The 22,001-nt window shown below is 50.1% G+C and carries 18 protein-coding genes; 9 read left to right on the forward strand and 9 right to left on the reverse strand.

Annotation, left to right across the window (positions count from 1 at the left end; translation table 11 throughout):
- Positions 1-33 precede the first annotated feature (33 nt).
- The 8 genes from G367_RS0109750 to G367_RS23510 all read right to left on the reverse strand — a co-directional run bounded on the left by G367_RS0109750 (position 34) and on the right by G367_RS23510 (position 9,715).
- Positions 34-687, reverse strand: coding sequence for a response regulator (locus G367_RS0109750; protein ID WP_026305042.1), 654 nt, complete (start codon positions 685-687; stop codon positions 34-36).
- A gap of 601 nt (positions 688-1,288) precedes the next feature.
- Positions 1,289-2,305 (reverse strand): UDP-N-acetylmuramate dehydrogenase, encoded by a 1,017-nt coding sequence (gene murB, locus G367_RS0109760; protein ID WP_020412943.1) that lies wholly within the window; start codon positions 2,303-2,305, stop codon positions 1,289-1,291.
- 12 nt (positions 2,306-2,317) lie between these two features.
- The gene (kdsB, locus tag G367_RS0109765; protein ID WP_020412944.1) at positions 2,318-3,085 is read right to left on the reverse strand and encodes a 3-deoxy-manno-octulosonate cytidylyltransferase; all 768 of its coding nucleotides are present in this window, start codon (positions 3,083-3,085) and stop codon (positions 2,318-2,320) included.
- Complete coding sequence (gene lpxK, locus G367_RS0109770) at positions 3,075-4,109, reverse strand: tetraacyldisaccharide 4'-kinase (protein WP_020412945.1); 1,035 nt, start codon at positions 4,107-4,109, stop codon at positions 3,075-3,077. Before lpxK ends, kdsB begins: the two co-directional genes overlap by 11 nt.
- A gap of 9 nt (positions 4,110-4,118) precedes the next feature.
- Positions 4,119-5,948 (reverse strand): lipid A export permease/ATP-binding protein MsbA, encoded by a 1,830-nt coding sequence (msbA, locus tag G367_RS0109775; RefSeq protein ID WP_020412946.1) that lies wholly within the window; start codon positions 5,946-5,948, stop codon positions 4,119-4,121.
- Between the two features lie 88 nt (positions 5,949-6,036).
- Entirely contained in the window at positions 6,037-6,456 is a 420-nt protein-coding gene (locus G367_RS0109780; RefSeq protein WP_020412947.1) for an ExbD/TolR family protein, read from the reverse strand.
- A gap of 15 nt (positions 6,457-6,471) precedes the next feature.
- Positions 6,472-7,095: a MotA/TolQ/ExbB proton channel family protein gene (locus tag G367_RS0109785; RefSeq protein ID WP_020412948.1), complete on the reverse strand. Its 624-nt coding sequence runs from the start codon at positions 7,093-7,095 to the stop codon at positions 6,472-6,474.
- A gap of 79 nt (positions 7,096-7,174) precedes the next feature.
- Positions 7,175-9,715: a DNA internalization-related competence protein ComEC/Rec2 gene (locus G367_RS23510; protein ID WP_020412949.1), complete on the reverse strand. Its 2,541-nt coding sequence runs from the start codon at positions 9,713-9,715 to the stop codon at positions 7,175-7,177.
- Positions 9,716-10,000: 285 nt separating this feature from the next.
- On the opposite strand from G367_RS23510, the gene G367_RS0109795 reads away from it, so the two are divergent.
- Entirely contained in the window at positions 10,001-10,939 is a 939-nt protein-coding gene (locus G367_RS0109795; RefSeq protein ID WP_020412950.1) for a porin, read from the forward strand.
- Positions 10,940-11,073: 134 nt separating this feature from the next.
- Here the strand turns inward: G367_RS0109795 and G367_RS0109800 are convergent, their stop codons facing one another.
- On the reverse strand, positions 11,074-12,558 hold the full coding sequence (locus G367_RS0109800) for a bifunctional 2-methylcitrate dehydratase/aconitate hydratase (RefSeq protein WP_020412951.1): 1,485 nt from the start codon (positions 12,556-12,558) through the stop codon (positions 11,074-11,076).
- Between the two features lie 342 nt (positions 12,559-12,900).
- Between G367_RS0109800 and G367_RS0109810 the strand changes: the two genes are divergently transcribed.
- The 8 genes from G367_RS0109810 (at position 12,901) to G367_RS0109845 (ending at position 21,997) form a co-directional block, all read left to right on the forward strand.
- Entirely contained in the window at positions 12,901-13,518 is a 618-nt protein-coding gene (locus G367_RS0109810; RefSeq protein ID WP_020412953.1) for a Crp/Fnr family transcriptional regulator, read from the forward strand.
- A 118-nt stretch (positions 13,519-13,636) separates the two neighbouring features.
- Entirely contained in the window at positions 13,637-14,197 is a 561-nt protein-coding gene (locus tag G367_RS0109815) for a cytochrome P460 family protein (protein ID WP_020412954.1), read from the forward strand.
- A 216-nt stretch (positions 14,198-14,413) separates the two neighbouring features.
- Entirely contained in the window at positions 14,414-15,745 is a 1,332-nt protein-coding gene (gene trhP / locus G367_RS0109820) for a prephenate-dependent tRNA uridine(34) hydroxylase TrhP (RefSeq protein ID WP_157533446.1), read from the forward strand.
- Between the two features lie 497 nt (positions 15,746-16,242).
- Entirely contained in the window at positions 16,243-17,493 is a 1,251-nt protein-coding gene (locus G367_RS0109825) for an efflux RND transporter periplasmic adaptor subunit (RefSeq protein WP_020412956.1), read from the forward strand.
- A gap of 35 nt (positions 17,494-17,528) precedes the next feature.
- Complete coding sequence (locus tag G367_RS0109830) at positions 17,529-18,245, forward strand: ABC transporter ATP-binding protein (RefSeq protein WP_020412957.1); 717 nt, start codon at positions 17,529-17,531, stop codon at positions 18,243-18,245.
- Entirely contained in the window at positions 18,242-20,677 is a 2,436-nt protein-coding gene (locus G367_RS25050) for an ABC transporter permease (RefSeq protein WP_020412958.1), read from the forward strand. The genes G367_RS0109830 and G367_RS25050 overlap by 4 nt, the downstream gene beginning before the upstream one ends.
- 93 nt (positions 20,678-20,770) lie before the next feature.
- Positions 20,771-21,670 (forward strand): alpha/beta fold hydrolase, encoded by a 900-nt coding sequence (locus G367_RS0109840; protein ID WP_020412959.1) that lies wholly within the window; start codon positions 20,771-20,773, stop codon positions 21,668-21,670.
- A gap of 51 nt (positions 21,671-21,721) precedes the next feature.
- Entirely contained in the window at positions 21,722-21,997 is a 276-nt protein-coding gene (locus tag G367_RS0109845; RefSeq protein ID WP_020412960.1) for a TehB family protein, read from the forward strand.
- The last annotated feature ends 4 nt before the right edge of the window (positions 21,998-22,001 follow it).

The following is a 22,001-nucleotide window of genomic DNA, read 5'->3' on the forward strand; positions in this document are numbered from 1 at the left end:
CGGTACAGTGGGTTCATCAGGTTCCCACAGAAATTAAAGAGCCGCTTCTGGGTCAAGTATCTGGTACTTAACGGCAAGCAAAGTTAGCTCCACATCGCTGTTAATATTCAGCTTCTCAAATATCCGGTAGCGATAGCTATTTACGGTTTTCGGGCTTACGGAAAGCGACTGGGCAATCTCTGCGACTTTAGCGCCGTTAACAATCATATCAGCGGTCTGTAATTCACGTTTGGATAGTTTCTCGAAAGGAGACAGGTTTTCCGCTTGGCCAGAGACATTCCGCAAAGCCATTTTGGTGGCCATGGAGTTACTGATAAAGACACCACCACTGACAACAGTACGAATAGCGCGAACCATCTCCTCCAGGTCTGCCCCCTTAGTGACATAACCCATGGCGCCGGCCTGCATTAATCGACCAGGGAATAGGTCATCATCTAGGGCACTAACCGCGATCACCTTGGCCCCTGGACAGCGGCCGAGCAACTTTCGCGTTGCCTCAAGACCACCCATTCCAGGCATTTTAACGTCCATCAGGATGACATCGACCTCAGACTGGCGCACAAACTCCAAGGCTTCTTCGCCACAGTTTGCCTCGCCAACAACCTCTATATCCGCGACGTCACTCAGCATGCGCGAAATCCCCATTCGCACAAGATCGTGATCATCCACCACTAAGACTTTGATCAAATTATCCCCAACTACGGATAAGTGCAGCGGCTGCGCAGCGTATTAGTCCCCATCGCGCGCTCCCTCAAACTGCGTTCTTCTTTTTACTCACGAGGAAACTACCCCGTGTAGATCCACCCCAAGAATCCTGTCGCAACATACCAGACAAAAACGCTACTGCAAAGCAATACTGCCGTTTCAAATGCTGCCGAAAAGACATTTGGCCACAGGATCTTGCTGCCTTTATAACCATTTATTATACCGTAAAAACGTACCAAGTTATTTTTCTGCGATCAACATTCTCCTTTCCGCACTATTTGCGTCCTTCGATACGGATATGTGAAGAAAATGTTTATGGTACAAATAGAAATATATGAATCGTGCTGCATTACTTTTGGTTATATAGTTACAGTTTGGAAAGGGCAGCATAAAGCCCTGTTGGGGATGATAGTTTTCTGGCAGTCAAACTCAACTGGCCCGGGAGCTTTTGATCAGGGTAACTACGACCAACAAAAGATTGACTCTGCGCACGATTAACTGTGCTTAAGGAGCAGCCCCCAAATGAAGAGCCTATGAAAGAAAAAAGAGTCCGTGAGCTGCAAGCAAAAGCACCGAAGAGATGTTAGGGGTAGTAACGGGGTTCCGGCTCCAGGGATACACCAAATTTAGCATGGACATCTTCAGCAATATCTTCAGCCAATCGCGTCACTTCAGCACCGGCTCCTCTACCTGGATTTACCAGTACCAGAGCCTGCAACTCATGAACCCCGACAGCGTCACGCCTGACACCGCGCCAACCAGCCCGATCTATTAACCAGCCTGCAGCTAACTTCCAACAATCCCCGGCAGCAAATGCAACGAGATCCGGGTGCTCTGCCTTGAGATTCAGATAGCTATGGGTATCGATAATAGGATTCTTAAAAAAGCTGCCGGCATTTGGGATTTTATCCGGCAACGGCAGCTTACTGTTGCGAATATCAATTACCGCCTGAGCAACCTGTGAGGGTGTAAGCCTATCAACATTCCAATTTTGTCCAGCTACATACTGGCTTAGCGCTGGGTAATCAATATGCGCTTGCCATTTCTTGGGAAGGCACAAGTTCACCTGGGTAATAATATATTTGTCCCGGAGTTTCCCCTTAAAAACACTGTCACGATAAGCGAAACTACAATCTTTTGCTGCAAAGTTTCGCAATTCACCGCTTGCGATCTCCATTGCCTGGAGACTCACGAAGCGATCACACAACTCAACTCCGTAGGCACCAATATTCTGGATTGGTGCAGCACCTATCTTGCCAGGAATAAGGGCAAGATTCTCAAGCCCCCCCAACTCCCCTTGCACCGTAGCCATTACTATTCGGTGCCAATTTTCACCAGCCGCCGCTTCTAGAATATGGCCCGAATTGTCAGACCTAATAGAAAAACCACGAAGGTCGACCTGAATGACCAGGCCCGGATAATCACCTGTTAAAACTATATTACTACCACCACCAAGGGGCAATATTGGCAGGGAGCGCTCGCGGGCAAATGCTAATGCCTCACGCAACTGCTCCAACGTTTCCACCCTGGCAAAGAATGCACTGTGCGCAGAAATTGCCAGAGTATTATGCGGTTGCAGATCAATATCATTCTCTATCATTGAGGTTCAGCTTTAGCCGAGCAGTGAGCGCATGCGCTGAAGATCCTGTTCAGTATCTACACCGCCAGGTACCTCTGCACAAGCATTAGCCACATGAATACTCTCATCGTGGTACAAAAAGCGCAGCTGCTCCAGAGCTTCAAATTTCTCCAGAGGGGCCATTGGCCAAGTCACAAAACTTTGTAGCTGCGCCACTCGATAAGCATAGATTCCAATATGCCTACGTGGTTCCAGGCCTGCAGGTAGGTCGCTGCTATCCTGAGCAAAAGCATCCCTGGGCCAGGGAATGGGAGCACGTGAAAAATAGCGGGCCAAACCGGATTCTGCAGTTACAACCTTAACGATATTCGGGTTATGGAAATCCTCCAGGGTAAGAATTGGCTCTGCCAGAGTAGCAACGCCCGCATCGGTATTTTGCGCGAGATTGGAAGCTACCTGATCGATAACCTGAGGCGGAATCAAGGGTTCATCCCCTTGTACATTTACCAGGATACGATCGTCGGACAACCCCAGGTTTGCTGCCACTTCTTGTAAGCGATCAGTTCCTGACGCATGCTCCGTGGATGTCATACACACTTCACCACCAAAAGAACGTACAGTCTCCGCCACGCGCATATCATCAGTAGCGACAAAAATCCGCTCTGCACTGCTCTCACTGGCACGCTCGTAAACATGCTGAATCATAGGCTTGCCGGCAATATCAGCCAGGGGTTTACCAGGTAACCGGCTTGAACCGAATCGAGCAGGAATAATTACGTCAAAAGAGAAACTATTTTTCATGTTGGCAAAACTGTTGCAGGTGCTGATGCACCTTCTGATAGAAAAGGTCTGGTAATTTCGCTCGCACCTCAAGTGCCCACCAATGGCTCTCCCAGAAATCCCGGCATTTCACCGCGTCTTTCATAGTCATTAGCACTGGGGTTTCGCCATCAAAATGCAGCTCCTGTGGACTGAACTGATGATGGTCCGCAAAGGGCTGCTCCATCACCTTGTAGCCAAGTTTCTGCAGTTCGCGGAAAAACCGCTGGGGATTACCTATTGCTGCAACTCCATGACAGGGGCCGATCTCTGGTCCGGAAGTCAGTCGCAGGGTGGAGGTCTGGTCTAGATTGAACTGGTGCCAACAAGATGGCTCCAGTGTCATTTGGAATTCGAGCAAATCACCACACTGCTGCTTTACCTTGGACTCTGGCTCGCCATTACTAACCACAATATCCACACTTTGCAGACGGGTGGCGGGTTCCCGTAGCGGGCCCCGCGGCAACATATGGCCGTTGCCTAGGCCACGATGGCCATCCACTACGCAAATTTCCAGGCTCCGCCAGAGACTGTAATGCTGTAAACCATCATCCGAGAGAATCACATCGCACTGGTGGTAGTCGATCAGGGCCTGGGCGGCTTCAGTGCGTTGTGGGGAAACCATCACTGGAACTCCAGTGATCAGGTGCAGCATCAAAGGCTCATCGCCAGACTCCAATGGATGTGATTGCGCTGTAACCTGATAGGGGTAACGCTCAGCTCGCCCGCCATAGCCGCGACTGATAATACCGGGGTTGAGGCCCCGCTCTTTAAGCCAGCGCGCGAGCTCTGCCACAAGTGGTGTCTTGCCAGCACCACCAACGGTAATATTCCCAACCACAATAACCGGTACTGAAAGAGGTTCCGGTGGCGTACGTGAGTTTAATACCCGACGCCGCCTACTCACTCCACCGTAGAGCATTTCCAGTGGCGTCAACAGGGAGAGGGAACGCCCCTTCCCTTTCTCCGGATACCAGCGCTTGTTAAACCAGTCTTCCAGTGACATCCAAGTGCCCTATCCCATTGTCTGCTGTTGCAACAAAGTGGCGTAACGCCCCCCGCGAGCGAGTAACTCTACGTGGTTACCACTCTCTACGATGTGTCCTTTCTCCATTACCAAAATACGATCGGCATTCTCGATGGTAGTTAAGCGGTGGGCAATAACAAACGTAGTGCGATTTTTCATCACTTCTGCCAAGGCAGCCTGGATATGCCGCTCCGATTCATTATCCAATGCAGAGGTTGCTTCATCCAAAATCAAAATTGGCGCATCCTTAAGCAGGGCCCGAGCAATTGACAACCGCTGGCGTTGGCCACCAGAAAGCATCTGCGCATTATCACCCAGAACAGTTTCCAGTCCTTGAGACAGCTCTTCAATAAAGTCTGCTGCGTGCGCCTGCTCAATTGCACGCAATACATTTTCCTTTGGCGCATGTTCAAGCTCACCGTAAGCAATATTTCGATAAACTGTGTCGTTAAACAGCACAATATTTTGCGACACCATACTGATATGCCTGCGGAGATCTTGCAAAGGTACCGATGAAATATCGGTACCATCCACCAGAATACGGCCACCTGTTGGCTCGTAGAAACGTGCCAGCAGGCTCACCAAAGTACTTTTACCGGAACCGGAGGCGCCGACCAATGCAATAGTCTCACCCGGCTCTACTGAAAAGCTGATATCAGATAGCACCTGGGGCGCGGATTCATCGTAGCTAAAGTCAAGTGCCTCAAAGGAAACCGAGCCACGAACTGGCTTGGGCAAATCCACATTTCCGCCTTGCGACTCCTTCGGCGCATCCATCACTTCGAAAATACTCTCCGCCGCAGCAATACCCTTCTGGATATCAGCAAAGACTTCCGACAGACTGCGCACCGGTTTTGCCAGGGAAGCCGCCGCGCCAATGTAGGCTGCGAAAACACCGGCAGTCATCGCCTCCACCATGCCCGGGGCCAACGCCAGCCATACGATAGTGGCAGTTGAGAGCCCTACCAGGATTTGGATCACAGATACACTGGCGTTGTTGGCTACCACCAGTTTCATAAACTGCCTGCGATTGTTATCGCTGGCAGACTGGAATCGCGAATTTTCGTATTCCTGACCACCATACATGCGTACTACTTGATAGCCATTAATTGCCTCTTGGGTAACATGTGTTACGTCACCCATGGAGTTTTGTATCCTGTGGCTCAACTTGCGAAAACGCTTGCCCACCGTACGCACAATCAGAGCAATAAACGGCGCAAACAAGAAAAAAGTCAGTGTCAGCTTCCAGTTCACTAGCAACAGGTATGCCAGCAAACCAATAGTGGTAAAAGACTCACGAAATAAAACCTTTACGGCCTTAGTGATAGAGTTAGTTACTTGCTCGACGTTATAGGAAACTTTGGAGATGAGGTAGGCGCCCGTGTAGCGATCAAAATAAGCACTGGGCAGCTGGCCAATCTTCTCAAACAGCTGTGCTCGCAGCTCGTGAATCACCGCACGACCCACATAAGCCAAGCCGTAGCTGCCGACAAAGTTTCCAATTGCTCTCAACACAATGATCAAAAGCATCGCAAGAGGTACCAACCAGCGAGCAGTCTCCTGGGGCATAACCCCCCCGGGATAATGGGATGCTACAAACTTGGATAGGAACCCCCTGCTCTCCTGAATACCTGCACCAACAGCGTCGAGCAATAGCTCAGTAACAGCAATCAGGCTCACGCCCATGATGGAGAACAGGAAAAATCCCAGTACCGCAACAGCAAAAATGGCCAGATGCGGTCGGGCGTAGGCGAGCAGGCGTCGATAAGTGTGCGCCCCGCGCTGTGGTGTGCTCGGGGGCAAGGTTACTTTCTTCATACAGACCAATGACTGGACCCACCCCCTAAGGGGCGGGATCGCACACAAAACCTACAACCAATCGCAGTACCGAGGCAGGCTTTGCGCGCTAGTTCTCTTCCGGTTGCCGTGTAGTAATGCTTAGGTTGACAAAGCCCAGCTGTCCAGCGGCATCCATTGCACGAACCACAGCCTGGTGGTGGGCTGTGGCGTCGGCGGTTATCACAAGCGGGCGATTGTACTCGCCTGCGGATACTTCCGACAGCGCAGATTTCAAAGTGGTCAGTTTTTTATTGATCAGTGCCTGACCATCCACCGAATAGGAGCCATCTGCACTGATCAGAATTTCTACAGCTTGCGGTTGATCCGCTGCTTGAGGGCCCGCGGCCTCAGGCAGGTTCAACTTGAGATGGCTCTCTTTGGTGAAAGTAGTAGACACCATAAAAAATATGAGGAGCAGAAAGACCACATCGATCAATGGCGTTAGGTTTACCCCATCCTGCTCTTTGGTTTGGCGGCGAAACTGCATGGATTGCTACCTCGCTCAGGCCGCATCTTCGATTTTGCGGTCACTGTGTAAAGCATCCACGAGTTTTACCGCTTCCTGCTCCATAGTCACTACGATGGTATCTACCCGGCGCTGAAAGTACCTGTGTGCCATCAGTGCAGGAATCGCGACAGTCAAACCGGCGGCAGTGGTAATCAGAGCCTGGCTGATACCTCCGGCCAGTACACCCGCGTTTCCGGTGCCTTCAAGCATTATTGCCGTAAACACCTGGATCATACCGATAACGGTACCCAATAAACCAATCAAAGGGGCAACAGCAGCAATCGTGCCCAATGCACCCAGGAAACGCTCCAGGTCGTGGACCACTTGGCTCGCAGTTTCCTCAATACTGTCTTTCATAACCTCCCGCCCATGACGGGAGTTGGAAAGCCCGGCAGCAAAAATGCGCCCTAAAGGACTGGAGTCACGTAACTCTTTTAACTTGTCGGCGTTTACCTGGTTGCTTTTCAGCCACCCCCAAACATCTCCTAGCAAAGTACGCGGTGCAATACGCTGGGGATTCAAAGTCCAAAGGCGCTCAATACAAATTGCAATTACGGCAACAGAACAAAGCAGGATCGGCAACATCAGCCAGCCGCCAGATTTTATTATTTCAAACACTTTTTTGGCCCCAAACAGCGAGAGGGATTTTCGTAATTTTCTTCTGCACTTGAGATGCAGGAAGGGCACTTTATCACAGCTACTCCCGGCGGCTAAGTCTTCCAGGTAATCCTTCGCTATCAGTGTGACTCGCATACCAAAATCGCGGAGCCGACCGCGCGATAAAAATTTCAGGTTCTAGAGCGTTTTCCCCCCAGAAAAATTCAACCGCGCCACTGTCGGCAGTATTGAAAATTCGCGCACCAACTTCGTGATACCGCGCAACCACTTCGGAGTGTGGATGACCAAAGTGATGACGAAATCCCGCACTGAAAACAACATGTCTGGGCTTTGCCCAGTTCAACAAAGCCATGGATGATGAAGTCTTTGAACCATGGTGAGGTGCCACCAGTACATCCACTGGAACAAACTGCGGATAAGTCATTAGCAGGCGGCGTTCTACTGCAGCACTGATATCACCGGTTAGCAATATCCGTACCTCACCCCATTCAACCAGGGCAACACAGCTGTGGTCATTCTCCTCACCAGTAACTGTTACTTGCTCGGGCCAAAGCCAGCGGATATTAATATCACCAAATTTTTCTTCTTTGCCCGCAACGCAAGTTTTGGAGAATACATCCAAGCCAGCCGCTAATTTTTGCCCTAACTTTCCTGGTGCGTACAGGTTGCTAACAGATTTACCAGACAACACCCCCTCAACGCCCCCGGCGTGATCCTGATCACCATGGCTGACAATCAGCGCATCCAGTTGATCAATTCCTCTACCACTGAGAAACGGTGCAACAATTGTATTTCCCGCACTCCATCCGGAATTCGAAACCGGCCCGGCATCAACTACCAGCTTACCCCGTGAAGAATAAAGAACTAAAGCCAGGCCCTGCCCTACATCCAACACAGCAAATGTGAGCCCCTCACGCTCAGTTGCAGGTAGAGGCAATACCGGTTGAATCAGAGGTAACAGGAATAGCCACCCCAGGTTTCTTCCCGGCATTCCCCTCGGCATCAGTAACATCAGCAGGCACCCCGCGACAACTGATAACATCAACACACCCTGGGGAGGGCTCAGAGCCTGCCAGGTGGGCAAGTATCTGTCAGCTCTCTCCAATAGCTGCAAGAGAAGGTCCAGCTGCCATCCGGCAAAACTGAGAAACAAATGCCCCAACGCCGTGTTTATTAACAAAGCCCCCAACATCAAAGCTGGCAGGATTAGCAAGCCCAACCACGGAATAGCGAGTAAGTTAAGCAGTAATCCGCCGCTGCTGTAACCGGAAAAGTAGACAACTGAAGGTAGTATCAAGCCCAGCGCGACCAGCCATTGGCTACGTAGCAGCTGAAGAAAAGCATTGAGAGTATCTGCAACCCTGGGTAACGACCGCCAACCCCCTTCCCTACCTTGGTCCTGGTGTCCCTTCCCAATCACCTGTCGCCCACCGAAGCCGAGGAGCAACGCCGCTACTGCAGCGAATGACAGCCAGAATCCAGCTTCGTAAAAGGCAAGAGGCTGAATCACCAGTACAAGCGTCAAAGCCAGAGCGAAAGCAAATCCCGCACCTATCCTACGGCGCCACTGCCAGGCGAGTAGCAACACCCATGTCATTACCATCGCCCTCTGGGCTGATAGCGGTGCGCCAGCCAGCAGGGTGTAAACCAAGACCCCGGAAGACGCCAAGATGACCGGAAGTAACCGCAGGCTAGCGCCAATAAACACACCAGCACTTCGACTAATCATATTGCCGATCAGCAGTAGAAAGCCCGCAACCATCCCAACGTGAAGTCCAGAAATGGCCAACAAGTGCGCTGTCCCCGTCCGCTGCAATATTTCACGTTCCTCCCCACTGAGCCCACTGCGATCCCCTAGTAGCAGCGCGGCCGCCAGTGCAGGCCTTTCAATCGGCAGTTCTCGAAGAGCTTCACGAAACACATCGCGTATTTTCGCCAGTCCCCAGCCCTGCCCCAACCATTCTGGATTTAGATCTTTCGGGCGAACATAGCCAGTTGCATACACACCACGACGCAATAACCAGCCCTCGTAGTCAAACCCATAGGGGTTTACACTACCCCGCGGTCGCTTTAGACGGACGGGCAACCTCCAATGACTGTTACCTCGCAATTGAACAAGAGCGCTCGGAGTTACTCGGTACCAGGTGAGATAGAGAAGACTCCCAGAGACAATATCTTCATTCGTAGAGACCACTTTAGCCTGAAAGCGTATATTGACACCCGGATCTCGCTGCCAGCTCCCTCCGTCTACTGAGCGGATTTCTGGCAAAGAAGTGACTTCTATATCCAAGAAATGATCTGACCCATGAGCCCAAAGAGGCAATCGTTGATCCAGGACTGCCTGGTTGGAAAATAGTGCCCAGGACGACCCAGCAAAGGACACTAAAAGAATGCCCCATAGACTGATACGCTGCGAAGACGGTGCCACAACAAGGCTTACTACCAGGTAGCCACCCAATAGCTCTGTGGGCCGGGGCAATACGGGAAGTAGCCCAACCAATACAATTGACAGGGAAAACACCCATAGCCACACAATCGGCCCGCCAAGTATCGGTACCCTAGATCCACCAGCTCTTCTTTCTCCTTTGGCGACAGGGGAGCCTGTCAGCCTGCGGCCCATTGCTATCAATAAGAAATACTCCCTGTAAGGAATCCACACAAAGGCTTCATCTACAAAAGATATACAGCTGCACCACTCAAGGCTTAAAACGACGTGATTTACAATTTTCAGGCTGCCTTAACTGTTATTAATGGCACCGCCTGGTCATATTTTTTTAAGAAAAGTGCCATCTTTAACATGTTTGTAATATTCAAGTCGCAAAATCCGCACCAAATAGAGGGACAGCCAACAAACAGAACGGAAGGCCACCCCTCAACCCAAAACCATAAACTGTGCGAGACGACTATGAATAAGACCGCTCTCTCTCTGGCCATCGTTGCCATGATTCCTACAATGGCCAACGCCCAAGATGAAGGCGATGTACTCGACTTTTACGGCAAAGCCAATGTCACCTTCCAGGCTGCTGATGAGGGTGATGGCTCTGAAACTGACGTTCAGAGCAACGCCTCCCGCCTGGGCGTTAAGGGTGAAATCGCCCTGACCGACGGCATCAAGGGTATCTACCGTATGGAATACGAAGTAGATATGGACGGAGACGCCGATGACACCTTCTCCCAACGCAACATCTACGCTGGCCTGGAAGGCGGCTTTGGTCAGGTTATCGCGGGTAAATTTGACACCCCGCTGAAAGTTGCGCAGAAGAAAGTTGACCTGTTCAACGACCTGGAAGGCGATATCAAAAGCCTGATTACCAGCAGCGACAACCGCGAAGAAGATGCCCTGCAGTACACTACTCCTTCTTTCGCTGGCTTCAAAGCTTCTACTGCTTATATCAGCAATAAAGGCGAAGTCATTAACGAAGAAACTGGTGAAGAGCGCAACAACGGTATCTCAGCTTCTGTTGCCTACGATAATAATGGCGTTTTCATGGCCTATGCATTCGACCAGGATGTTGAAGGCCAGGACATCGACGTTCAACGCTTTGTAGCCCAGTACAACATCGGCCCTGTACAGGTAGGTGCGTTGTTCGAAGACCAGGAAGACGCAGCTGGCAACAGCACCGACGGCTGGATGGGCTCTGTAGCCTACAAAATCGAACAGTGGACTATGAAGGCTCAGTACGGCCAGTCTGATATTAAAAAGGAAGGTGGTGAGACCTACAGCCTGGGCCTTGACTACAAGTTCAACAGCTCTGCCAAAGTATTCGGTTTCTACACCGACGAAACTGCTGATGGCGACTACGACCGCAGCTATGCCGGTATCGGTGCTGAGTACAAGTTCTAATTATTGCTTTATAGGGCAGCCATCCAAATTGGGTTTGGGTTGAGCAGTTTGGCTGTCATATATCTTTAAGAACTTAAGAAAAGGCGGCCTCTGGCCGCCTTTTCTGCATCCACTTTAAGCGGAAATTGAATTGGTCAAATTACCAATAAATCCATAAATCTATTTACTGGCGTCTCCTCAAATTTCTTTTGTTCTTTGAAGAGACCAATGATTTTTTCCGCCCGATGAGGAGGAAAACGCGAGAGCAGGTTTGACCTGAACTTTTCCTCTAGCAACGGCATACCCTCCTGACGTCGGCGTCTGTGCCCCAATGGATATTCCACTTCAATCTTTTCTGTCTCGCTGCCATTCCTGAAAAATACCTGGACCGCGCTGGCAATAGATCGCTTGTTCGGGTCGAGATACTCATCGCTATAACGCTTATCCTCAACAACTTCAATTTTTTTACGTAACTCATCTATTTCCGGATGATCCTGGTGAAAATCATTCTCATAACACCCGGCGGACAAATCTCCAAACAGCAGGCCGACTGCAACAATATATTGAAGACAATGATCTCTATCCGCGGCATTAGCCAAGTGACCTGTTTTGGAAATAATCCGAATTGCCGACTCATGGGTAGTGACTACAACCTTATCAATATCTGCAAAACGTCCTTCAATCTTTGAATGCAGAATAATCGCCGCCTCACAAGCTGTTTGACTGTGGAACTCGGCTGGGTAAGAAATTTTGAACAAAATATTTTCAATAACATAGGAGCCGTACTCCCGGGAAAAGTGAAATTGGCGATTTACCGGCGCCTTTATTTTCTGATCGGCATTGGTTTTACTGAAAGAAACATCATAGAACCCCCACTGCTTTGCTGTCAGCGCGCTAGGCACCCCCATTTCCCCACCCAAAGCCATTTCAGCCAGACGCACTCCCCGGGATGTGGCATCTCCTGCAGCCCAGGACTTACGGGAACCAGTATTAGGCGCATGTCGATAGGTACGTAAAGCACTGCCATCCACCCATGCCAGAGAGACTGCAGCCATCACCTCTTCCCGGCTCCCCGCTTTTAACCAGGCCGTCACTGCCGCCGAAGCTACCCGCACAAGTAAAACATGATCGAGTCCCACACGATTAAAGCTGTTAGCCAGTGCCAATACACCCTGGATCTCATAGGCTTTAACCATTGCCTCCAGGACTGTTCGCATCTTTAGCGGGGGCTCCCCAACGGATATCTTCTTCCGGGAAAGATAATCACTGACCGCCAATATGGCCCCCAGGTTATCAGATGGATGCCCCCACTCTGCCGCAAGCCATGTATCATTGTAATCCAGCCAGCGAATGGTAGCGCCTATATCCCAGGCGCTCTTTACCGGGTCCATACGGAATTGGGTACCCGGCACACGGGCCCCATTAGGCACCACAGTGCCCTCTGCCAGAGGACCCAATAATTTAGTGCATTCAGGAAAACCTAATGCCAGACACGCACAACCCAGAGAATCCATCAAGCAATAGCGGGATGTTCGCCAAGCCTCATTAGAATCAACCTGGAATTTGAGAACATAATCAGCAATATCCTGTATCACCTGATCATAATCTGGGCGGTCAGCCCGGCTTGAATCAGAACACATAGCTAAGAGCCTGATGCAAAAAACAAAAGGAAATTACACAAGTTTAGCTGTTTTCGACAACGCCACTAATCAGTTTGAAGTGAGATTCTCGACCCGAAGCTTGATAATCGAGAAAAATATCTTGATGATACTGGCTCCTGGAATTTACGACCGCCACATTAAGTCGGCCTGCCAGACCATTACTATTTAAGACACCAGCTTGTGAGGGATTTAGGGTGCACCCGACGCGATATTGTTTGAAATTAGACATTAGGCTAAGGGTTCAATTCCCCCCCCAAAAAAACTAACTCGCTCGAAACAAAGAGACCTAACTTTAAGAGCCCCCAGCAGGATTATGTTAAATTGCAAGAAATAGCCGCTAAAACAAAAAGAATATACTGCGCTAAAGAAACAGTATTATTCCGCCAGGGACAAGAATCCAGAAAAATCTATTTTATTCATACAGGCTATGTTCTTATCCATAAAGTGGATTTTCAAGGCAATTCTGGGCTTGTAGACTTATATGGACCAGGCTCCTGGTTTGGCCCCGGCCTAGGCGGGAATTCACAAGATATCGAAGCAATTGCCAAAATAGGCTGTGAGCTAGAGGTAACCTTTCCAGAAAATCTCAATACACTGATGCTTTCTCTGTCACAAACCCCAGAAGACCTTATAGAGCATTTAGCCAACAGGGAATCCCTGTTGCAGCAGCGTATATTTCAGCATATCACCGCACCACTGCCTGTAAGATTAGCAAGCTTGTTATCTCAACTCTTTTATTTTCGGGGGCAACCCTGCGCCCACGGGCATGAACTGGACGTTAGGCTTTCCCAGTCTGAGTTAGCGGCTATGGCCGGCGGCAGTAGACAAACTGTCAGCCAGCTACTTAACCGTTGGAAACAGGAAGGCGTAATCGATTACACACGCCAACATATATGTTTACTTAACAAAAACGCCCTCAAAGACTTAGCGCAAGGCTAAATCCAATTTTTTTGTCAGCTAGCTGACAGTTCATCACCCCTCGCCTCCCTATACTTTCAAAATATTGAGGGCCAGAGTTAATCCTCATCTCTATTGAATCAACATAGGAAGAGACGTCATGCGGACCATCTGTTTAGCGACACTGGGAATTCTCTTTAGCTTGCAGGCCATAGCCAAGGAAAACCTAAAGTCCACATTCAGTGATTTCGTCGATCCACGGGGAAATATCACCTTGCCTAAGGATTACCGCCAAAACTGGACCTTTCTCGGCTCTTATCAGGTAAAGTCCTCGAATGGCGAGGGATGGGATACCCACAATGTTTACACCCAACCTGCGGCAGTTAAAGCCTTTCGTAACACCGGAAAATTCCCGGATGGCGCAGTACTGGTAAAAGACGTCAACAGCACCAAATCAGAACCACTTACTACTGGTTTGGCATACTACTCCTCTGATCTCCAGTTCACATTTATGATGGTAAAGGACACTGAAGGGCGATTTCCCAAAAACGAGGCCTGGGCCGAAGGTTGGGGATGGGCTTTATTTAAGCCAGGAATAACAGAAAGTGAAACCAAAACCTGGAAGGGCAGCGGGCTTAACAACTGTTTTGGATGCCACTTGCCAGCCAAGAATAATGACTGGGTATATACGCAAGGTTATCAACAGGTCCTACAGAATTAACAAGTAAGCAACATAAATCAGAGGTCAGAGGTCAGAGGTCAGAGGTCAGAGGTCAGAGGTCAGAGGTCAGAGGTCAGAGGTCAATTATTCGGCTAGAAAAACAAGCATAGCCCCGTCCAAATCAGCTTATCACTTCCACCCCGGCACTAATTGATTTATATCAATTAGTGCAACCTTGATTACCGTTAACATGCGGCCGCGTCCAACTATTCCACTATGAGTTTTTCCGTGTTTAAACCTGAGTTACTGTCCCCCGCAGGGACTTTAAAAAATATGCGATATGCGTTTGCCTATGGTGCCGATGCCGTTTATGCCGGCCAGCCCCGCTACAGCTTGCGTGTGCGCAATAATGAATTCAAAAATATTGAAACCCTGCGCCTAGGCATAGAAGAAGCACACCAGCAGGGAAAACAGTTCTATATCGCCTCTAACATCGCCGCTCACAACGACAAAGTTCGCAGTTACCTGCGGGACCTGGAAGAAATTGTCGAAATGGGACCTGACGCCCTGATTATGTCCGACCCGGGCCTGATCATGATGGTAAGGGAGCGTTGGCCTGATCTGCCAGTCCACCTATCCGTACAGGCCAATGCGGTAAACTACGCAACCGTAAAGTTCTGGCATCGCCAGGGGTTATCTCGGGTGATACTTTCCCGGGAACTGTCCCTGGATGAGATTGAAGAAATTCGCCAGAGAGTGCCTGAGATGGAGCTGGAAGTCTTTGTCCACGGTGCACTCTGTATCGCCTATTCCGGGCGCTGCTTGCTGTCCGGTTATATGACCCATAGAGATGCCAACCAGGGCGCCTGCACCAACTCCTGCCGCTGGCAATACCAAGCTCATGAAGCCAAAGAGAATGAAGTTGGCGAATTGATTCATGTGCAAACCCAGCAACCCACCTCCGCCAGTGACAGTACTTCCCAGGCCTTTTTACTGCAGGAAGAAGGTCGTCCTGGAGAATATATGCCGGCCTACGAAGATGAGCACGGTACCTACATCATGAACTCCAAAGATCTACGGGCCGTACAGCATGTCAAGCGCCTCACGGAAATGGGGGTTCACTCTTTAAAAATCGAAGGTCGCACCAAATCCCACTACTATGTGGCTCGTACTGCCCAGATCTATCGTCGCGCGATAGACGATGCTGCAGCAGGAAAAGACTTTGACATGAAGATGATGGACGAATTGGAAACCCTCTCAAATAGGGGCTACACGGAAGGTTTCTACCGTCGCCATCCACCAGCAGAATACCAGCAATATGAAAAGGGATTGATATCAACTCCGGGCCAACAGTTCGTAGGCGAGCTTATTGACGGAAGTCCTGAGTATTTGACGATTGATGTTAAAAATCGCTTTGAACGCGGTGATCAATTGGAGTTAATGACTCCCAGCGGTAGCTTGTTCTTCCCCTTGAAGCAAATTGAGAATACGGAAGGCAAAGCGATCGATGTAGCTCCGGGATCCGGGCATATCGTGCAGATACCCCGACCAGAGGGGGTTGATGACGATCAACTTCAACAGGCGCTATTGGTCAAAGCTCTGGGATAACCCCCGGCCTGTAATTTGCACTAAGGCTTATCAAGCCCTTCTTTTTACAAACCTATTTTGTTAACGGTGTAGTGGTTTAGACAAACCACCGGATTCACTAAGCCACGACACCTTATTTCCATCATATCTCTTCCTTTTAACTTGTGAGTTGATCCTCAAAATTCATTGGGTAATCGTTAAATTTCTCAAGTGACTGCCCACCTCACAATATTCAAACCGTCCTGTATTTCCCTACCATTCACCGCAAGCAACTGGTTCTTGCACCAATTTTCCTGCATTTTCAGCCTCACCTAAAACCCTTATACAGCCTAAGTTTTGATCATAAAAATATGCTCGACAGTACTAATTACAAGATAAAAACCCGCCCTCCCTCGGAGTTCCAACAGGAATACCACCCTTTTTAATCGCTATGGTTTTCCACCTCTAACTCGCCTCCACATCAAGGTTTCACAGCAGAAAAGCGTGCAACGATTGCTTAACCAAGGAAATGCCACAATATGGATATTATTAAACCTAAGAAACGCCCCCTGATTAAGCACCCTTTAATGTTGGGTGGTGCTGCTCTAGCTTTTGTGGCATTCACCAGCACTCTCCTCTTACTTCCTGACAGCGCCTACAAAGTTGAGCGGGAACAGCTGATGCTGGGTACCGTCCAACGGGGAGACCTGCAAGTTGTGGTAGATGGCTATGGTAGGCTGCGTTCAGACAAGCAGACGTTAATTACCGCTCTAACCGCAGCGAACGTTGAAAAGATTATGTTGCGTCCCGGTGCAGAAGTACAAAGTGATAGCATCATTATGCAGCTGAGTAATCCCGAGTTAATGCGCGATCTGGATGGAGCCGAAACCTCCCTGGAACAGGAGGAAGCTAATCTGCGCCGGCTTGTTCTGAACAACCAGCGCGATGTGCTCGCGGAGGAAGCCATACTCGCGGAGCTGAACTCCAATTACCAAGTGATCAAGTTGCGTCGCGAAGCTGAGGACGAGCTGGTAAAAAGTGGAGTGGTTTCCCAGCTCACCTACCAAACCACCGTCTTACGCCAAGAGCAGATGAAAAAACGTGTGGACCTGCAAAAACAGCGTATCAATCACCTGCGCAAAGTCGCCGTCGAATCAGAGTTAATCCAGCGCGAGCAAATCAACCAAGCCCAGACCCAACTGCAAAGTATCCAGCAACGAACAGAGCGACTGACGGTACGCGCCGGCCTGGACGGCATACTACAAAGACTACCAGTAGAGCTGGGGCAAGGTGTCGATCCCGGCCAGGAGCTGGCGTTGATCGGCAGCGAGACAGATCTACTCGCCCTGGTTCAAGTACCGCAATCCAAAGCAGAGCAACTGGAGGTTGGCCAGCCCGCTGAAATTGATACCCGCAGGGAAAAAGTCGAGGGTGTGGTAACCCGTATTACTCCTGAGGTTCGGGACGGCAATATTGAAGTGGAAATTGCTTTTAGCGCGGGCGCCCCGGAGTCTGCCAGGCCACAACTCAACGTCGATGCCCGGATCTTCACCGCCACGATGGAAGATACGCTGTTCGTCGAGAGACCTATCAATGTGCAGAGGCACAGTGAGACCAACCTCTTCCTGATTAACGAAAACGGGGAGGAAGCGGCACTTCAGCCCATCAGCTTCGGTGAGGAGTCGGGCCGATATATCCAGATCACCCAAGGCGCCAATGAAGCGGACCGTATCATCCTCTCGGATATGGCCAATTTTAATGAAGCTGAGCATATCCAGATTGTTGACTAAAGCCTGAAACCCAAAGCGAGAACAGGGAGTTCGCTATGTCCAAGCCAATCCTCCATATGGCCGGGATCACTAAGGTGTTCAGCACCGAAGAAATGGAAACTCACGCCCTGCGGGGCGTTGACCTGAGTATTTACTCGGGGGAATTTGTTTCTATCTGCGGCCCCTCGGGTTGCGGTAAATCCACACTTCTCTCGATCCTCGGCCTGCTGGACCTCCCCACCAGCGGCAGCTATCAGATTGAAGGCACTGAAGTCGCTCAATTGTCGCTGCGTGAGGCGGCGACTATTCGCAACGAGAAAGTAGGCTTTATCTTCCAGTCCTTTAACCTGATTGACGAACTCTCAGTCTACGACAATATCGCCCTGCCCCTGCGATACCGACGCAATCCAATTGCCAAGTCTGAAGCCGACAAAAAAGTGAAACATTGCCTGGAGAAGGTAGGGATGGGTCACAGGGCCTCTCACAAACCTAACCAGTTGTCCGGTGGCCAACAACAGCGAATCGCCATAGCCCGGGCGCTAGTTGGCAATCCGTCCCTGCTGCTGGTAGACGAGCCCACCGGCAATTTGGATTCCCACAATGGCGATGCAGTAATGGAAATGCTGCGGCAGCTCAACAATGAAGGGACCACCCTGTGCATGGTGACCCATGACCCTCGTTATGCAGACATGGCCAGCCGCCAATTGCATCTGCTGGATGGAAAAATCTCAACGCCGCAGCCCATAAAAGAGCCACACGAGATGGCCCTATGATCACCACAAAGGACCTGTCCATTGCCCTCCAGTCCCTCAATCGGGCGCGGAGCTACGCCACCACTATTATTCTGACCCTGGGTATCACCCTCGGCGCCCTGGTAACACTATTTAATCTCAACTACCAACTGTTAGCCGCACCCCTACCCTACCCGGACGAAGATCGGCTGTATGTCGTGAATGGTAATCTCTACCAGAACAAGCAGCTGCGGCTGGAAAACAACAGCCAATACCCCGCCCTGGTTGAAATCTATAAGAACGACAGTTTCTTCGAATCCAGCGCCCTGGTGTACTTCTGGGAAGATGTGGTCCGCAATTTATCCGGATCACCACGGGTTAATGTTTCCTATGTCTCTCCAGAATATCTCCAGCTGGTTGGAGCGCCCCTGGCCTTGGGCAGACAATTCAATACCGATGAAGGGCTCGACAGCCGGGTTCCCGTGGCGGTTATCAGCTATCAAACCTGGGAGCAGATGTTCCGGCGCAACCCAAATGTCTTGGAGCAAAGCCTGCAATTTGGGGAGGTGGACTTTCGCATTGTCGGCGTCACTGCCAAAGACTTCATTGAACCCCAGATCTATAAACAGGGCCGACAAACAGCAGTCTGGCTGCCCTGGGACTTTAACGATACACAAGTAGAGCGCAGAAATAATTGGAGAGGCTTCCTGCCTTTTCGCATGCTCACAGGAAAGCTGAAGCCGGGCATTGACCCCACCAACGCGGGCCATGAACTGAGCACATTAATGGACGCCCAGTATCAAGCGGCCCTAGCGGGAAGATCCTCTTCGGTAGAAAGGTCCGTTGAATACCGACTCACCCCCTTCGCAAATAAAATACTTGGCGACAGTGCCACGCGAACTCTAATGGTAATGGGCGGTACACTGGTGCTTCTGTTAATTGCCTGCGCCAATGTTACCAACCTGATTCTTTCTCGCGCAGCCAAACAACAACGCAATATGGCGATACAGGTCGCGTTGGGCGCACACAAAAAACATATCTTTTTGGCCCTGCTGTGTGAAATCGGCCTACTTATGTTAGGGGCTGCATTACTTTCTCTACTTTTAGCCCTGGGGTCGACGGAAGTATTAAAGGTGATGGCTACGGAACAAATTCCTCGCATTCAAGAGCTCACCTTAAACTGGCAGACACTGGTTTTTGCACTGTTGTGTGCCTTACTTCTCGCCCTGTTCTTCTCAGCCATAGTCAGTCGCCAGGTTAATTACCGCGCACTGAATCAAATGCTGCAGAGCAGCGGCAAAGGTTCCGGCGTACAGATCTCGCCTCTAATCCGCAAGGTACTCATCAGTAGCCAAGTGGCAATGACCAGCTTACTCATAGTCGCCAGTTTACAGATATTCCTGCAAGCCAATCGCCTGATTAACCAACCATTTGGTTTCCCTTTGGACAACGTTCAGGTAATGACTCTGAATATCGGCAATCTTAGGAGCGCCCCCACTACCGAGCGAGAGAGTTATCTGAAGGCCATCAGGCAAAGATTGCTGGAGCACCCTAAAGTACAAAATGCCAGCCTGAGCTTAAACACTCCTATCTCTATCAGCCGGCCACTCTGGACCACATCCCTGAGTCAGGATGCCAGCCGACAAAACCCGGTGATGGCCAAGACCACAGTAGTCGACGAAAACTACCTTTCCATTTTGCGTATGCCACTGGTAGCTGGCCGCCATATCAGTGCGGCTGAGTTTTCCGATAACAATCGCATGATGCTCGTTAACGAAACCCTGGCCCAGCAGCTGGAACCGGATGGAGAAGTATTAGGCAAGCGCTACTACTGGCGAGGTGATTTGCCCTACCAAGTGGTCGGCATAGTGCGCAACGCAAGCCTGCCCGGCAAAAAGGAACCCGCCCGCTTATTTGTGCGCGGTATCAATGTGAGCTATCCCCTACTCGTACTCAGACATAAGCCTCACCAACCACTCAGCACCACAGAAATCAATCGGGAATTTGCCGGAGTAAACAGGCAGTACAAAGTTTCCGAGCTATTCTCCCTGGAGCAGGCGCGAGACCTACTCCTAAGCAATGACCGGGTCTCAGTTTGGGTAACCACCGCCCTCACATTACTGGCACTCAGCCTTGCTGCCATCGGTATCTTTGGAGTGCTCAGTTACAGTGTACAACTGCGGCGTACCGAGCTTGGCGTGCGCATGGCAATCGGCGCCCGCCCAGCGACGATTTTCTATCACACCCTGATCGATAGCTTGATTCCCGTAATTATCGGTATCGCTGTAGCGACTTTGGTAGTGGTCCCACTGGCACTTTGGCTTGAGCAAAGCGAGTTCAGCATTGAAACCAGCCTCTGGGGCTGGCTGCTGCCACCACTACTTATTATCGGCCTAACCGCCTCGGTTACCCTGCTTTCTGTATGGAAGGTAATCAACAAGCCCGCGATTTACGCCCTGCGTGGCACAGGGTAGTTACTCTTTACGCCAATATCCGACACCGCTTGAGATTGTACTCGCTTCATGCAATCTTTGCTGCGAATACAACGATAAGAAATGGAAGAACCAATGCAGCCTCAACAGTGGTTATCAAGTGGCCAATACTTCAGCTACCAAAATCACCGGTTATTCTATATCGACAGCGATCCAAATAACCTTCAGAAGCCAATACTATTGATGGTTCACGGCTTCCCAACAAGTAGCTATGACTGGCATAAAGTTTGGCCACAACTTACGGAAAATTTCCGGTGTATTGCCATGGATATGCTGGGCTTTGGGTATTCTGACAAACCAAAACAACACCGGTATAGCATCCATGAGCAAGCCGACTTACAAGAAGAGCTTCTACATCGCCTAGAAATCACTTCATTACATCTATTGGCACACGACTACGGCGATACCGTTGCCCAGGAACTGCTCGCTAGAGACAATAGCCGGGAAAAGAAGCTTATCCGTTCTACGTGCTTACTGAATGGTGGTCTCTTTCCTGAAACGCACAAAGCACGACCCATCCAGAAGTTACTGATTTCCCCCATCGGCCCCCTGATCAACTTGCTAGTGAACTATCGTCAATTCTGCCGCAGCTTCAAGGTGCTGTTTGGACCTGCCACCAAGCCCATAGAGACCGAATTGCGTGAACTCTGGCAAATTATCCAGTACAACGGCGGCAAATACCGTTTCCACAAACTGATAAATTACATGCAAGAACGACTCAAATACCGCCAGCGATGGCTGGATGCCCTAAACCAGTACCCTGGCCCACTACAGCTCATAAATGGCTCATATGACCCGGTTTCAGGCGCACATATGGTAGCCCGGTTCCGCGAACTGATAGAGCGGCCAGCTGGCATCGTAGAACTGGCAAAAGTGGGACACTATCCGCAGTGGGAAGCACCAGATCTTCTCGCATCAACCTACCTAGGGTTTATTGAGAACCATTCAAAAAAAGTGGCTCCAATCAGCCTATAACCAAAGGCTAGGTTGCCAAAATTCTATCCAAACAATAAAAGGTTGCCGTCAATGAAAGAGTTGCCCCCAGGTATAACCCCCTATAAGAAAACCCCTGAATTCACTGAACAAGACATCCCTCCAGGACTACTGAAAGATCACAATACCAGGGAGGGAGTATGGGGGAAAATTGTAATCCTCTCCGGATCACTGGAATATACGATTCAAGAGCCTGAAGTGGAGATTGTTGAGTTGAGTCCTAAAAAATTTGGCGTTGTAGAACCAACTATAAGGCACCACATAAAACCGCTAGGGGACGTAAAATTTTATGTTGAGTTCTATCGATAAAAAT

The sequence above is a fragment of the Microbulbifer variabilis ATCC 700307 genome (assembly GCF_000380565.1).
In the GTDB taxonomy this organism is placed as follows: Bacteria; Pseudomonadota; Gammaproteobacteria; order Pseudomonadales; family Cellvibrionaceae; genus Microbulbifer; species Microbulbifer variabilis.